This window comes from Bradyrhizobium sp. 147 (assembly GCF_023073935.1).
Classification (GTDB): domain Bacteria; phylum Pseudomonadota; class Alphaproteobacteria; order Rhizobiales; family Xanthobacteraceae; genus Bradyrhizobium.
Window position 1 is genome coordinate 84,537 of record NZ_JADPKL010000025.1, and the last position, 14,374, is coordinate 98,910.

Consider the following 14,374-nt stretch of genomic DNA (forward strand, 5'->3'; position numbering starts at 1 on the left):
CCGACTGGACGACAGATGGGACCCTCGGCTTGGACCGACTTTCCGCCGCAAGACGCTACGGGCGTCCGATCAAGTAGCCTTGCATCTCATCAGAGCCCTCCTGGACAAGGAGCGACATTTGGACCTTCGTTTCGATCCCTTCAGCAAGCACCGGCACGCCAAGACCCTGAGCGAGCCGATGACAGCGCGAACGATGGCCAACGATCGCTCGTTCTGTCCAAGCGAGGCAACGGATGCCCGATAGATCTTGATCCGGTCGAGAGGGAAGGCCTCGATGGTAGGACAACGAGGAATACCCGGTCCCGAAGTCGTCCAGCGCGATCAGGATGCCGAGGCTCTTGAGCGATTGCATCGTCTTCTTCGCGCGCAAGACATCCTCGATCAGCACGCCTTCGGTGATCTCGAGCTCGAGGCCGGCCAGCGACAGCCCGCTTTCGCCCAGCGCCTTTCGGACTTGCGCATCGAGGTTCTCCCTGCGGAATTGCGCGGCCGAGACGTTGACGGCGATCCTCAAGAGTCGGTTCCACGACGCGGCCTCACGGCAAGCTTCCATCAGCACCCGGTCGTCAATCTGGGCATCGAACAGCCTCAGAGCGCCGCTCACGCCGCTTAAGCGCGATCAGCCTACCGCCAAAAAGGCCTTGCCCGCTCAGGCATGTCGAGGGGATATCGCATGACAGAACTGTCGGGTGGGACGCGCTTTTTGAAGCCAAGCGACCGGGGCGGAAAGTTCCGGCAGGCGATCGCCCATGGAAACAAAGCCATTACGGATCGGTCCGCCACTTGGGGCTTCTCGGAGAGAGCCGATCCGCTCACCATCCCTCCAAGGTGAACGCGAGCGACCGTTTCGCCCAGAACAAGGCGAGAGGGCCGCTCGGCGGAGCACAACCAGGACACAGAAAGCGAGGCCGTCGGAGGTGGCACCAGGGGGTGGCGCGATGAATATCGCAACCGCCCGGCCAGGTCTTCGGCGGGATAGCGACGCTGTGGCCCTGCCGGCAATCGTCAAAACACCCAGAAGCCCGCAAGGCAACCCCGGTGAACTTACCGAGACAACTGGTCTCCACGAGGTCCTAACTGGTTCTGCACGATATAACCAGTGTTGAATGTCGCTCGCAACCGAGACTAACCTGGAATCTGCACCGGCAGTGCGGAATAACCGTGCACAAAATTGGATTGAACTCGCTCCGGTTCGCCGACCACCTTTACCTCCAGAGATCGCTTCAGCATCTCCTGCCACAGGACTTTCAGCTGCAGCTCTGCAAGATGCCTACCCATGCAACGATGAATCCCAAAGCCAAAAGAGAGATGTTGCCGTACATGTTCTCGATCGATGATGAAGCTGTTGGGGCTAGCAATAGCGTCGTCGTCTCGGTTGCCAGAGATGTACCACATCACAACTTTATCGCCTCGCCTGATTTGCTTGTGCCCTATCGTGAAATCGTCCACAGCGGTCCGGCGCATATGCGCGATAGGCGTTTGGTATCGTATAATCTCGGATACCGCCCCCGGCATTAGCGAAGCATCATCGCGGAGTTTTCGCAGTTGGGACGGATTTTGACTCATGAACAAGACGCCACCCGTAATTGAGTTGCGCGTAGTATCGTTACCTCCAACAATCAGCAGAATGAGGTTGCCCAGGAACTCACATGGCTCCATGTTTCGGGTCGCCGGTGAATGCGCCATCATAGAGATTAGGTCAGCGCGCGGCTCGGATTTTGCCCGTTCGCTCCAAAGCCGTGTGAAATAGTCCAAGCACTCGGACAGCACCGCCTTTCGCTTTTCCCAGCTGTCGATCTGGTGGCCCATTTGTGGACTCAAGGCGGCTACGTCCGACCAGTAGGTCAGCAGCCGTCGATCTTGAAATGGAAAGTCGAACAGCGTGGCCAGCATTTGGGTCGTCTCGATGGAGACTCTATCGACCCAGTTGAAGGTATCATTGCGCGGCAAACCGTCCAAGATCTTCTGAACCCGCGAGCGGATCAAGCCTTCAAGCTTCGCCAGGTTCTCCGATGCCGCGATCGGACTGACAGTCTTACGCTGCTGAGCATGGACAGGAGGACTCATCTTAATAAAACTGGGACTCCAATACTTCTGCGGCGGGTCCACAATTGTGACGCTTCGCTCTGACGAGAATATTGTGTGATTTGAATCCACGGCTACGATGTCGCGGTATTTCGTTATCGACCAATATGGACCGTACGGGCTGTCTTCGCAATAATGGACGGGATCTTCCCTTCTCAGCCGCTCGAAACAAGACCAAACGGTATCATCTTCAAAGCGCTTGGGCTCGCTTACATCAAGGCGGCTCAGCGGGATGTCAGCCTCCTCGCAAGCGTTCTCTGCCGATAAGTCTGTCATGATTGTCTCGCGGACATTGGCGGCAATTTTGAAAGCTCGGCTCATGCGCTATTTGCACTCGCATGGAAGCTCGGTCGAAACACAACGAGCTGGGCCCTACAGTAACAATGTGTGACGCATGTCCATGGCTCGGCTTCGCGAGAGCTCGCACAATCGTCAGAACTCTGAAATTACCTTACGGCCGAAGTTACTTGGGAACTTGGTTCGGCCCCCGTCGATAAAGAATAGTGGAAAGGCGAGCGAAGCTCCCCTATCAAGATTGGGGAGGCGCGCGAACTCGCTTTTGTGGTAGTCAACATCAGGCGCAAGCACTCGCCGCGATGGCACCCAGCGGCACGCCCGGTTGCCACTCGACTACTTATATTGCGCGAGCAGATGGGACCCTAATCACGGTAGGGACTAAGAAGAGAGCGCGGTTTGCCAAGGACACTCGTTTCCTTCACTCGCGATGCGGGCTTTCGTAGAATGAATGAACAGGAGACCAAACCGGCGATCGTGCGCGAGCCGGACGAAGAGTAAACTAACCTGACGTCACAACTGGCACTAAAGTAGCGTCCATGCGCTGGAATAAAAGAGAATTGGCACAGCTGGAAAAGCTCTGGGCCGCGGGACGGAGTGCCGCGCAGATCGCGCGTCATCTCGAGTGCAGTCGCAACGCAGTTTGCGGCAGGCTAGCTCGGTTGGGCCTCACTCGAGGTCACAAGCCACCAACAGCAAAACCCAAGATTAGACCCGCCCCGAAGCGAGGGCCGACGGCGATGGCGGCTGGTCGCGATTGCGTCGGAAAGAAGCTGTCGCAAAAGGCGCTAGATAGCCAGCCTCAGGAAATGAGCAAGCGGCAGCTTTACGCGATGCTAGCTGAGGCAGTCAGGAATACCGCGTAGAACTATCAGGCGCGCCGCGATCTCCCGGGCTATGCGCCGTACTTGGTCCATCCGGACGATTTGCTTGTTGGTTTGCGCGCTTTGTGGCTATGGGACGAACAGTGGCGTCGAGTAGAATGTTCGCGGCGGAGGCTCGATCGTAGGTCAAGTCATCCAATCTCAAGAGGCTGGATGCACTGAATTAGAAGAAGAATGCGTTCTGGTTCTTGAGCCTCGTTTTCGGCTATGCGTCTTCGGGGCCCGACGTCCTGGTTGCGCCGTGTTTGGAAGTTTCTGCACACTCCGTGCCCGACGAGGACGCGAGCTCGGGTGAAGCCGCTTGACCGTGAGCCTGTCCCGATGGAACCTCCGACAGGTACCGCCCCGGCGTCGGTGACAAGCTCAGCCTTGGAGCAACTTCACGGACCGCCGAGCTCTCGACATATTGTCTGACGTCGGTCAAAAATAGACTCCTGCAGTGCCCAGACACGCGAAGACGACCACCACCCACCATAGGTGCCTTGACGATCTGTGCAAAACCGGTGGCAAGTCTGAAACGGCTGTTCAATTGCATCGATCACTTCTCGCTCGCCTACCCGGCTCATTACTTTTTCCATACCAACTGCGAGAACACACTCACGCCAACAGCCGTGGCGCCGCGCGACACCGACGATCCTCGCATTGGTGAAGTTCGACTATGTACCGGGATGTCCCCGAGGCGGCGCAGGATCCCTGGGTGGATGGGGAATACGCCAGGCAGAAGTCAACTACCAAACCTTGTAAGTTGATGAAGATTGCGAGGCGACGTATCAATTTTGATCGATGAACCTCGCACGAGTCAGGTCGTGGAGCAGTTCGAGCTCTAGCAGCGTCAACAGCCCCGGTGGATGTCTCGTTGGCGAACGTCGGAGATTAGCGAAGCGGAGTTGAATCTGGGGCCCCGCCGTGGCCGTGTTGATTCGAGTATCTCGCCTGCAGCAGTTGTTCTCTGTCTTCGAGAGGAACGGCTTGCTATCCCACACCGCGTTTCGTCAGCAGATCGGCCGTCACGCAAGCTTCCAATTGTCTAGCGACATTCCGGACTACTGTCGGCAAAAAGGAATGCAAAAGACTTCGCTTGCGACCACAAACTTCGTAAACATAGGATAACAATCGTTGCAGACCTCGGTCCTGGAAAAGTATTGCGATGCTCGCCTTCCTTGGTACACCATCTATCCAACTGTAGCCCAGTTCTCCACGGTGGTCGGCGCCGAAGCCTCTGAGAAATGGCTGCAGCGCCTGCCGGTTAATGAGTCCGTGTCGCTCTATTTCCACGTTCCGTTCTGTCGATCGATTTGCTGGTATTGCGGCTTCGCTCGAAGCATCACTCGCCGGGATTCACCCATCCTAGAATATTTGGCGGTTCTTCGTAAGGAGATCGAGTTGGTCGCCGCGCAGGTGCCGCAACGGCTGCCTGTGAGCGACGTGCACTTCGGCGGTGGAACGCCGACCCTCATCGAGCCCGCGCAGTTCGGGGCACTGATGGAACTTCTGCGCCGCCGCTTTGCGGTTTCGAAAACGGCCGCCATCGCTGTTGAGATCGACCCGCGCACGTTCACGCTCGCCACATCCGAAGCGTTAGCGGCTGCCGGCGTGAACCGCGCGAGCCTGGGCGTCCAGAGCTTCGATCCAATTGTTCAAAAGGCCATTAACCGCGTTCAGAGTGAGGCACAAACAGAGCGCGCTGTCGAAATGCTGCGGCAGCATGGAGTAATGCGCATCAACTTCGACCTCATCTACGGTCTGCCAAATCAGACGGTGCAGTCCTGCGTTCAGACCGCGACTACGGCGGTGGCCATGCGACCAGACCGGCTTGCGGTATTTGGCTACGCGCACGTTCCTTCCTTTAAGAAGAATCAGCGCCTGATCGACGAGGCAGCGCTGCCAGACAGCCCTGCCCGTGCAGAACAGGCCGCGGCAATGGCCAATACACTGATTGCTGCGGGCTACCGCCAAATCGGACTTGACCATTTCGCCTTGCCGGACGATGAGCTCGCGCTGGCGCAGAAAGCCGGTCGCCTGCGGCGGAACTCACTGGGTTACTCGGCCGACACCTGCCATAAAGTCATCGGTTTCGGCCCGTCGGCCATCGGCCGAGTTGGCGATGGTTACGTCCAGAATGAAGTTGCAGCGGGTTCTTACAGCGGCCAAATCAAAGCCGGCCGTCTGGCGACGTCAAAGGGCTACTGTCTCAGCCTCGAAGACCGCGTCCGGGCCGCAATCATCGAGCGGCTGATGTGCGATTTCGAGGTCGACGTGCCGGCAATTTGCATTGCTCATGGATTTGACCCGGTCCCGTTCCTCGGTTCACCCGAACGCTTGGCAATGCTCGCCGAGGATGGGATCGTGGAGGTGGACAAGGGATTCATCCGCGTGAGGCAGGAGCATCGTTTTCTAACTCGCGCTGTGGCCGCCGCATTCGATGCTTATCTCGGCGCGCCGCTCTGTTAAGGCCAGCCAAGGAGCGCTGATCGTATGAATGCATTACCTTCCGTTACGCGCCCAGAAGCCCGGGTAACGAGTTTCGCTCACCTGGTGCACTCACGTACAGCGCCAAATTCGTAAAGGACGCCGTGCGCAGCTGTGCGACGAGAGCCGGCCCGGCCCTAGCCGCGAAGTCAGCTAGGCGAGTTGCTGCCGGGAATTGGACGCCCCCGACTGCAACGCAGTCCGCTCAAGCGGCGTGACCGACAAAGTTCATCACATCACCACCATTGCCCGTGTGGCCGCGGACCTCGACCAGGACGACGACTGGCTGCGGGACGTCGCCAACAAAATGGCGATCGCTTCATTTGGGTCTACCGCGTCGGAGAAGATGAGATGTAGGCGTTCAGCGACTTCGGTATCGAAAACCTGATCGAGCTCGTCCGGATGTACGAGGATGTTTCGACCTCCTCAAGCGCTGGCAGCCCGGGATACCGCAATCAGCCTGCGGTCTACGCTGGATACGAACTCCCAGCAAAGAGGAGCGCTTCGTGGTGATGCACGACGGATCCTATTGATGTGCATGGTCGCCGCTCGACCGGAATCGCTACGGATCGCTGCGTGCAATCCAGAGCAGCAGCTGGTCGACGCGATGAGCTAGACCAAAGAGCACAAAAGGACCGGCGCCGGCGCGACACGGCGCCAACGATAATCGAGCACGACAGTTAGAACCGGATCCCGCGGGATCGAAACAAGTTTCCCGTAAGAGCCTCGCGCAACCGCAATCGAAGCGACCTTCCCGAATGGCACCCCTCGATGCTGCCATACCGGAGTTCGTCCCTGACGCCGGGACGGTCTCGCGCCGAGCGGCACGACAGATTCGCACAGCGAGGCCGACGTCCCGCGCCCGGTCAACCTACCAAACCTAGCAATTGATGGAGATGACGGACACATGCCAGTCAGTGCCGGTGAAACTCGCTCGGGCCACATCAAGGACGAAGTCGCGATGCGATATAGATCCGGTAACTCCAATCGAGCTGATGGATGTTCTGTCTGGTCCCGCAGCTATCAAAACGCCTCCAATCGCGCTCTCCATCTTCCCATGAGAGCCAATCAAGGCCTCGTGCCGGCCTCAGCGAGCTTACGGGCGTCAAAAGATGTTAGCCCCTTCTGCCCGCCTGTGCTTCATCCCATGGACCGAGCTGCGGGCGTTTCTAGGGTCCGGCGTGTTCTTATGCGAGCTCAGCTAGCGCGGCTCTCTGTTGAAGAACATCCTCGTGGCAGCGGATTTGTCGCGAGAATCCCTGGGCTCCGGCGCTGGCCGCCAATCTCTTGCCAGCGAACGTCACATCGAGCAGGCCACACCCCGTCTCGACACGGTGCAGCAGATGCTTGCACTCGATTAGCGATCGAGCGGCTGGGTTGCGTCGCGCTGGGTACCACCACGTTGGCCAAGCTGCGCCAGCAGTGGTGATAGCGCGGAAGGCTGAGCGGGTCTCGTTGGCATAGAGATGCCGCCTGGCCTCAAGCGTCACCTAGTCCGCCTTGAGCACTAGGATCCCGAACCGGTCTAGACCGTCAGATGGACGTGCACCTTATTCAAATCGACGGACGTGGAAATCACGATGCATTGTTGCGGTATAGCGCCAGTATCCATGCGGACATACTCGGCTGGCGAAGTTGCTTTCATCTCTCGACCAAGTGCGAAGTCAAGAGGGCGTATTCTCCTTTCCCTGATAGCTAGTCTCGCCTGCAGTTCGGCGGAGGCAGAACCTGGTGATATCTCTGGCCCTAGAAGTCACAGCCCCGATGAGCTCGCCGAAGCAAGAAGCCAAACAATCTCGAATCCGGCTGTAACCTTCCGAAGCGGCCGGCCCAAAGGAGCAGCGCGCCTTTCTGGGAACTCGCTGCCAAAAGCAGCTAGGTCTACCACAACGCGCGACAGTGCGGAGGTCACCGCCAAGAGCAGAAGTCAAAAGCAGATTGACCCATTCGCAAAATTCGAGAAGCTCCGCGAAAAAGGTGCGGCGTTCACTGGGCCTGGTCCTGCGGACACCATAGATCAGGATACAGCTTCTGTCAGATCCGAGCTTTCGGATCTCGGGATTGGATTCGCCGGCTGGACCCTAAACACGTTCGTCAACAATCAACTCGGTAATGCCGCCAGAAGCACCATCGCCAATCAACAATATGTCGGCCAGAATCCGACATTTAGTACGGTCAACTCTATGATCGTGACCTATGACCTCGCTCGGTTTGGAATTCCCGACGGTCAGATCGTCGTGGGAGCCGAGCATCAATATTGGACATGGAAGAGCGCCGGGCCAGACCGACTGGGAATTAATGCAGTTTCCTACTATCAAACGTTCTTCGAAAGGAAGATCGAACTCAAAGTGGGTTACCTCAGGAACCAACATGAGTTTGCGGGTGCCGGAGAAAAAGTTTTTGGACCCTCGTCGAAGATGCTGTTCCAAGCAGGCATGAGCAACAATTGGGCGCCAACGCCGGCTTTTAATCTGAAGTACAATTTTGACGATCGCTTATATAACAAGCTCTCAATCCAGCGCTCGCTTAGTCCAGCCGGTCAATATACGCATGTAAGCGAAAATCCCACTGGCTTGAACTGGAGCACGCGCGACGCGGGCATTCTTTTACTTGATGAAGTTTGCTATAAGAACAAGCCTGCTCCCGGGGTACCCGAGACTTGGCTGCGGGCTGGCGCGGGCTTTAACAACAGCAGCTACACGGACCTACAGCATCCGACGCAACCGACAGCCAAGGCGAACAGCGTCTACTATGTAGCTGCGGATAGGCAATTCTGGCAGTCTGCCGTCCATGGCTCGGCATCTCGCGGAATCTATGGCGGGTTCTCTGCGATGTACGCTCCGCCTGACCTAAATAGGGCTAGTCAGTACTACGAGCTTCGCCTGTATGCGAAGGGCCTGTTTGACAGCCGGCCCACTGATCAGATGAGTCTTGTTGTCAACAACACCATCTGGAGCCATTTCGCGGTGGACGCTGCATTGGCGAAAGAGCAGCTGGCGCACCGGGACAGCACAGCAATTTCGGGACTGTATACGGCGCATCTGGCGCCCGGGATATATACAACCGTAGGACTGACGTACATCAATCACCCGACAAGCATTACCTACACGCCGCAAACAGGACACGCCCTGAATATATTGGTATCTACGTCGGTATTCTTCTAGGCTCTCAGGACTGCGCGGACCGTCATGTAGTCGATATCCCCACTCGCCCTTTTCAACGGTGTGGGCCACCCATCACGGCGATTTTGGTATCCGCTGTGCTCCTGACGCGAAGCCGGGTACCCCGTAAAATTGAGCCGTGATATCCAACGTAGCATGCTGTTGGGAATGGTAGGTTAGAGCCTGCTGCTTCGGTCTACGAGCGATAGGCCGACATCGTACTTGCGCAAGAGCTATACCCTCCGGCCGCGGAATGATCTTCGATGCTCATTTGTTCAATTGAGTGCTGAGCTTGCGGCAGCGACATTGCTTTTGGATGATTGCTGGTGCAGTTCGTCAGACTCGCGTCCGAGCTCGTACTCTGCCATGACAAGCCGAAATCGTGCCCTCGGAGCTTAGTTCACGCCGAAGAGGTGTGGTAAGCGGAACCGCGACACAGGTGCCAAAGCTACCCAACTACGGCAATCGCTATATCTGTCCGACGGTCGTGGCGCTGGCCGAAAGGCGATGCGCGAGGTCGGCGGACACGTGCCCCCCTTCGGCGGCAAATCGACCGGACGCGGCCGGATGACGTGCGCCACTCGAATGCTGACTCATTTTCGCCGGTCGAGACGAGCTTTAGCATCTTACTCCAGCAAGGAGGTCGCCTCCCGAGTCTGCGGCGCGTTAGCCCTCCCATCCAATTGCGCGTGGCGTTCTGCTGGGTTCCTTCTCTTCTCAATCATCTATTCGCGCGAACATGCGATAAGAGCAGTGCATTATCGGTGAATTTGCCGAGCCTTGCTAGGCAACCTTCGTGGACGGGTGCTTCGTCGTCTTGAGGCGCGTTACACTGCATCGACCGTCGACGCTGACGGGCGCGTCACCATCGATTGTGGCACGATGAACGACGCGATGCTGGTCACCGTAATCGTTGACCGCATAATGCTGCGTTGCGCGGTTATCCCAGATCGCGACATCGCCTTCTTTCCAGCTCCAACGTACGGTGTTTTCGGGTGCCGTGATATGAGACTGGAATAGATCAAACAGCTTCTGACCGTCGCGTTTTGGGATATCAATAAACCTTTGCACCAGATCGCCGAGCACCAGCGCGCGCTCGCTGGTCTCGGGATGTACACGGACCACCGGGTGCTCCGTCTCATAGATCGTTTTGGTAAAGACCTCATCAAAATGCTTCTGGTCGATTTCGCGAACACGGCAGGTCCCGGCGTAGTCGAAGGCGTTGCTGTGAACGGTCCAGAGTTCGTCGGCAAGCCGTTGGAGCGGCCGCGGCAGATCCAGATAGGCGGCCACAGCGTTTGACCAAATCGTATCGCCACCGGACGATGGGACCACAATGGCTCGCAGCACCGCAAGTCTAGGATACGCCGCGAGAAAGGTTCCATCGGCGTGCCATACATCAGCCCGGCTACCTCCGCGCGCGGAATCAAGCTCGATGATCGAGGTCGTTCCATTGATCGTACCGAGTGTCGGATGCGGCACCAGCCTTCCCAAACAAGCAGCAAAGCGCTCCTGCTCCGCGTCATCAAGATGCCCCTGATCACGGAAGAAGATCACCTTGTGTTCGAGCAGCAAGCTGTTGATCCCAGCGATAGTTTGGCTCGGTAAATCACCCGAGAGCGTGATATTTCTGATTTCAACACCGATGCGCGGTGCGCGCTTGACGACGTCGGTCAGTGGAATGACACTCTCGGTCGAAGCCGTTTGTTTCATTGCGAATTTTTCCAAGCTTTGCAGATTCTTCAAGCGGACAAGGGCGCGTGTGACTCGGTTTCGAAGGCGAGCCTCGCGCTACGGGTACTCTCGAGCAAGCACCATGCCAGTCGGAAAACGGAGCTGTGAACGTCCGTCAGGTACAGGATCGGATTCGAGTCAAACAGTTTGCCAGGAACTCGATGCCACCTCCACCCTCTTGCCAACGCCACCCGGGTTGGCGGCGAAAGGCATAGGGCACATAATCGACAAGAAATGTACCGCTCGGCACCCGAAGAGAAAGGCCATACGGTCCTCGTGCAACGTCGGGCAGCCAGCTGTGCGTGCTGTTCTCGTCCAGTATGCGCCCTCCGCTCAACAGTTTGCGGAAGTCGGCCAGTCTCGAGCCGCCTCTGCGAACGGGCCGTCACCGGCTCTCAAGGTGTCCGGGACCTGCCCTGGCCGTGATCACTGCCGAAACATCATCGGCTGGAAATGGAAGAGGAATAGATGACCTTGGAAGAGCTCCAAACGATGAACTACGGCTGAGGCGAAAGCCATTGATCCGCGGCACTGGGATCGCGATGTTCTCGATGCACAGACGTCCGAGCACGGCGAGGCAGATGTTCTGCACGGTCCGGCTCGGTTTGCTCAACAAGCCAAAGATATGTCCACTACCAGTCTTGATAGGTGTTTCAATGTTGTCAAAGTAGTTGCCCTCGATCAGTACTTGCACAGATGGTCCAGCATCCACTGCATGGAAGAATCCGCCGCTCTGTTGCGCATTCGTGTTGCGGAAGTAATTGCTAAGGAGATGAATAATAGCCTGCGCTCCGTCAATGTGCGGCGCCCGCCCTGAGATCTCATGGAAATAGTTATTTGCGATGGTGATCGTCTGCGGGACACCAAGAAACAGGAGATTCCAATGGTGCTCCCCGTTACAATAGGAGGAATAGGTATCGCTGCCATCGAAGTCGTTCCAGGAATCGTAATATTCGTCGTAGGGCCAAAACCGCCGGCAATCATCTGCCGCCCGATATTGTGAAATCGGTTGTGATCGATCCTAACCAGGTCGGCTCGTGCAATTGCAATAGCATCGCCGGCAAATATCACGCCTTGATTGATATCACTGATGGTCAGGTTGCGAATAACGACGTTGCTGACCCCATTTAGGCGTAGCCCCTTCCCTTTGATTGTAGCGCTCAGGCCAACGCCGATCACCGTCTTGTTTGAGCCAATCTCCAGCGGGCGCTTGCCGGCCCTGTCGAAGCCGACCAATGTCTTCTCCTTGCCATCGCAATGCGCATCGTTGCCGTCTATAAGGAGAAGGGACTCACTCTTGTAAGGTGCCGAACAAGCACGGCCGTATTGGCAACCCTGCCCCTCGCCTTTCCCTTCCGTACCTTTCCGACTACCTGGATCTCGCGCGGACTATTGTCATTGCAGTGCCCGTAGCTGTACGAACGACACATACTTCAGAGCTTTGGTTGATCTGACCTGAACTACCTCGCCTCCAAGGGCGCCCGTCGCTGCAGAGCCAAAGCCCTTGAGGGCTTCCGATCGCACATTGTTCGATCCGAGCACGGAAGAGACGCCGACGACGACAGCAAGTCCACCGAGCACGCGCAACGACCGCTTGATGTGCTCATCGTGTCCTTCATAGGCATATGCTCTCTCTTACCCGGAAAATCCGCACGAGGACTTGAACTCTCGAACTGAAATGCTGAACTGGAATAGGCCATCAGCATGCGGCGTTAACGCGATCAGATCGTCCTCAATAAGGCAGGATCGGAAGATCGGAACCATGCTACGCAACAGCCGAAGTGTGCAGCCGCAGGCTCCGCGCCAGCTGTGATGGATCTGGGTAGCCATAGAGCCAATCACGGCCGATGAAAGCAGCGGTCGATGCTTCGAGGCCCCGTCAGCGGAATACTAAGGCGCAACACGTCTGGCCTGGGAGGATGGGCCGTCGCTCTTGACGTTTTGCTGGACCGGCGGGAGGCGCTTGAGCTCTTCGGCATTTTCGACCAGCGCCAGAACGCGTGATGCATGATAATTCGCATCCGCGGGAAACAGATAGGCGGCGCGGCTGGGATCGTCGTCTTCCTGGATTGCACGTCGGATGTCAGGCCCCTTCTTCTGCGATATAGATGGGCCAGATTGGCCCCGTATGTCGCGTGCCAGACACATCACACGGACGGACGCCTCCTATCGATTTCATGACCGGCAATCATCACGCCGCCGGAATGGCTACGATTTCCTTGTTTTTGATTGTCTGTCCAGTGCCAGGGGCGGATCTAGCACAGCCAGTCACCGCCAACCTGCGACTCGCGGCGCTTCGAGCTGATGCGGCAGGGCTCAGCCGCAATTCTGGTCGTCCCCACTCACAGCCCTAAGGTGAAGCTGCTCATGTGCTGCAGTCATCGGCACGAAGAGCCGAATTCGTCTGCAAGCGGGCGCATAGAAGGCAACGGCTGACCAGCGTGCAAACGCACCCTCCGATGTGCACCTGCACCTTTGACGCATCATAGGTTTGCTGCCCCCAGGGCCTAGCGCGCGCGGAGGAATGAAACCACCCACCAAAACTGATCGTTTTTATGATCCAGCATGAGGTGTACCCCAGTCCGAATCATGAGTCGCCCGGCTTTCCCTCGGGCTGCCGGGGAGCTTCGTCGATGTACACGCCGCCCTCCTTCCAAGTTGTCGATATCACCGACGTTCATCGGACGATGCGCCAGGCACGCTCGGCGACACTGATCACCGCTACTCACGAAGGGCTTGTTAGAACGATGCTGCCCGTAGTACTCGACGAGCGCGAAGGCTCCATGGGCACGATTTACGCCCACGTGGCGCGTGCGAATCCGCAGTGGAAGCTGACACCGACTGGCGAGGCGATGGCCATTTTCGCTGGAGCGGAGGCCTATGTCAGCCCCTCCTGGTACGTGACCAAGCACGAGAGAGGCGAGGCCGTACCGACGTGGAACTATGTCGCTGTGCATGCCTACGGGCCGGTCGAATTCTTCGATGATGCCGATCGGCTGCGAACGGTGGTCACGCGGCTGACCGATGTGCATGAGCGCTCGGGCAAAGACCGCTGGGCGGTTTCTGACGCCCCTGCCGATTTCATCAAAACGGAGCTTAAGGGGATTGTCGGTCTGCGATTGCAAATTACACGGCTCGATGGCACGCGGAAGATGAGCCAGAACCGCAACGCGGCGGATCGCGCCGGCGTCATCGAAGGGTTATCGAAGAGCGACCGTGACGACGACCGTCGTGTGGCTCACCTCATTGCGAAAGGATGACGAACTCGCACGACGTATTGTGAACGACGCGGTATCACCTGGATTTTCTCCATATCCTCGACTGCTCTCCTTCTGCGCAGCGATGCGCCGGCGGCGGTCGGTTCCTGCTCGCCTCAGGCGCTTTTACAGAGCACAGAAAACCATACACGACGCCATCGCTTGCGCGTCAGCTATTGCGAGCGGCAGCAGCGGCGCGAGGCCCCAAGCCAACTCCGGAGAAGAAGAGCGGTACACCGGTTGTAATCCGGGGCCTGCTTCGGCGGCGCATGACAGGAATGCTCTGCATTGAGATCGGATTGACGCCCTGCAAGTCTCAAGAGACTTGCAGGAAGCAGTCAAAGCGTCTTGAATCTGATGTTACGGTCAGACTGTAGATCTTCTGACAATTCGCGACAATCTGCGCTCGTTCCAACACTCCCCGATGGGCAGTAAGAAACGCGAATGTCTCAAATCCTCGAGGTCTCGCCGCTCGCTTCTGTCACGATGA

9 protein-coding genes are annotated in these 14,374 nt (G+C 57.4%); 5 read left to right on the top strand and 4 right to left on the bottom strand.

Features of this window, described 5'->3' with window-relative positions; translation table 11 throughout:
- Positions 1-55 precede the first annotated feature (55 nt).
- Both IVA87_RS07335 and IVA87_RS07340 read right to left on the bottom strand, forming a co-directional pair.
- A complete protein-coding gene (locus IVA87_RS07335; protein WP_346658342.1) occupies positions 56-604 on the bottom strand; it encodes an EAL domain-containing protein in 549 nt (182 codons plus the stop codon).
- A gap of 521 nt (positions 605-1,125) precedes the next feature.
- On the bottom strand, positions 1,126-2,361 hold the full coding sequence (locus IVA87_RS07340) for a cytochrome P450 (RefSeq protein WP_247333276.1): 1,236 nt from the start codon (positions 2,359-2,361) through the stop codon (positions 1,126-1,128).
- A gap of 557 nt (positions 2,362-2,918) precedes the next feature.
- Between IVA87_RS07340 and IVA87_RS07345 the strand changes: the two genes are divergently transcribed.
- The 4 genes from IVA87_RS07345 to IVA87_RS07360 all read left to right on the top strand — a co-directional run bounded on the left by IVA87_RS07345 (position 2,919) and on the right by IVA87_RS07360 (position 8,896).
- The gene (locus IVA87_RS07345; RefSeq protein ID WP_247333135.1) at positions 2,919-3,245 is read left to right on the top strand and encodes a GcrA family cell cycle regulator; all 327 of its coding nucleotides are present in this window, start codon (positions 2,919-2,921) and stop codon (positions 3,243-3,245) included.
- Between the two features lie 1,134 nt (positions 3,246-4,379).
- Positions 4,380-5,714: an oxygen-independent coproporphyrinogen III oxidase gene (gene hemN / locus IVA87_RS07350; RefSeq protein ID WP_247333137.1), complete on the top strand. Its 1,335-nt coding sequence runs from the start codon at positions 4,380-4,382 to the stop codon at positions 5,712-5,714.
- A 1,235-nt stretch (positions 5,715-6,949) separates the two neighbouring features.
- Positions 6,950-7,093, top strand: a complete 144-nt coding sequence (locus tag IVA87_RS07355) for a hypothetical protein (RefSeq protein WP_247333138.1) — start codon at positions 6,950-6,952, stop codon at positions 7,091-7,093.
- A gap of 249 nt (positions 7,094-7,342) precedes the next feature.
- A complete protein-coding gene (locus IVA87_RS07360) occupies positions 7,343-8,896 on the top strand; it encodes a carbohydrate porin (RefSeq protein ID WP_247333139.1) in 1,554 nt (517 codons plus the stop codon).
- 780 nt (positions 8,897-9,676) lie between these two features.
- Here IVA87_RS07360 and IVA87_RS07365 read toward each other — a convergent pair.
- Together IVA87_RS07365 and IVA87_RS07370 are read right to left on the bottom strand one after the other, a co-directional pair.
- Positions 9,677-10,606 carry a TauD/TfdA family dioxygenase gene (locus IVA87_RS07365; protein WP_247333277.1) on the bottom strand — a complete coding sequence of 310 codons (930 nt, stop codon included), beginning with the start codon at positions 10,604-10,606 and terminating at the stop codon, positions 9,677-9,679.
- A 702-nt stretch (positions 10,607-11,308) separates the two neighbouring features.
- On the bottom strand, positions 11,309-11,863 hold the full coding sequence (locus IVA87_RS07370) for a hypothetical protein (RefSeq protein WP_247333140.1): 555 nt from the start codon (positions 11,861-11,863) through the stop codon (positions 11,309-11,311).
- Between the two features lie 1,397 nt (positions 11,864-13,260).
- Between IVA87_RS07370 and IVA87_RS07375 the strand changes: the two genes are divergently transcribed.
- Positions 13,261-13,887, top strand: coding sequence for an FMN-binding negative transcriptional regulator (locus IVA87_RS07375; RefSeq protein WP_247333141.1), 627 nt, complete (start codon positions 13,261-13,263; stop codon positions 13,885-13,887).
- Positions 13,888-14,374: the final 487 nt, after the last annotated feature.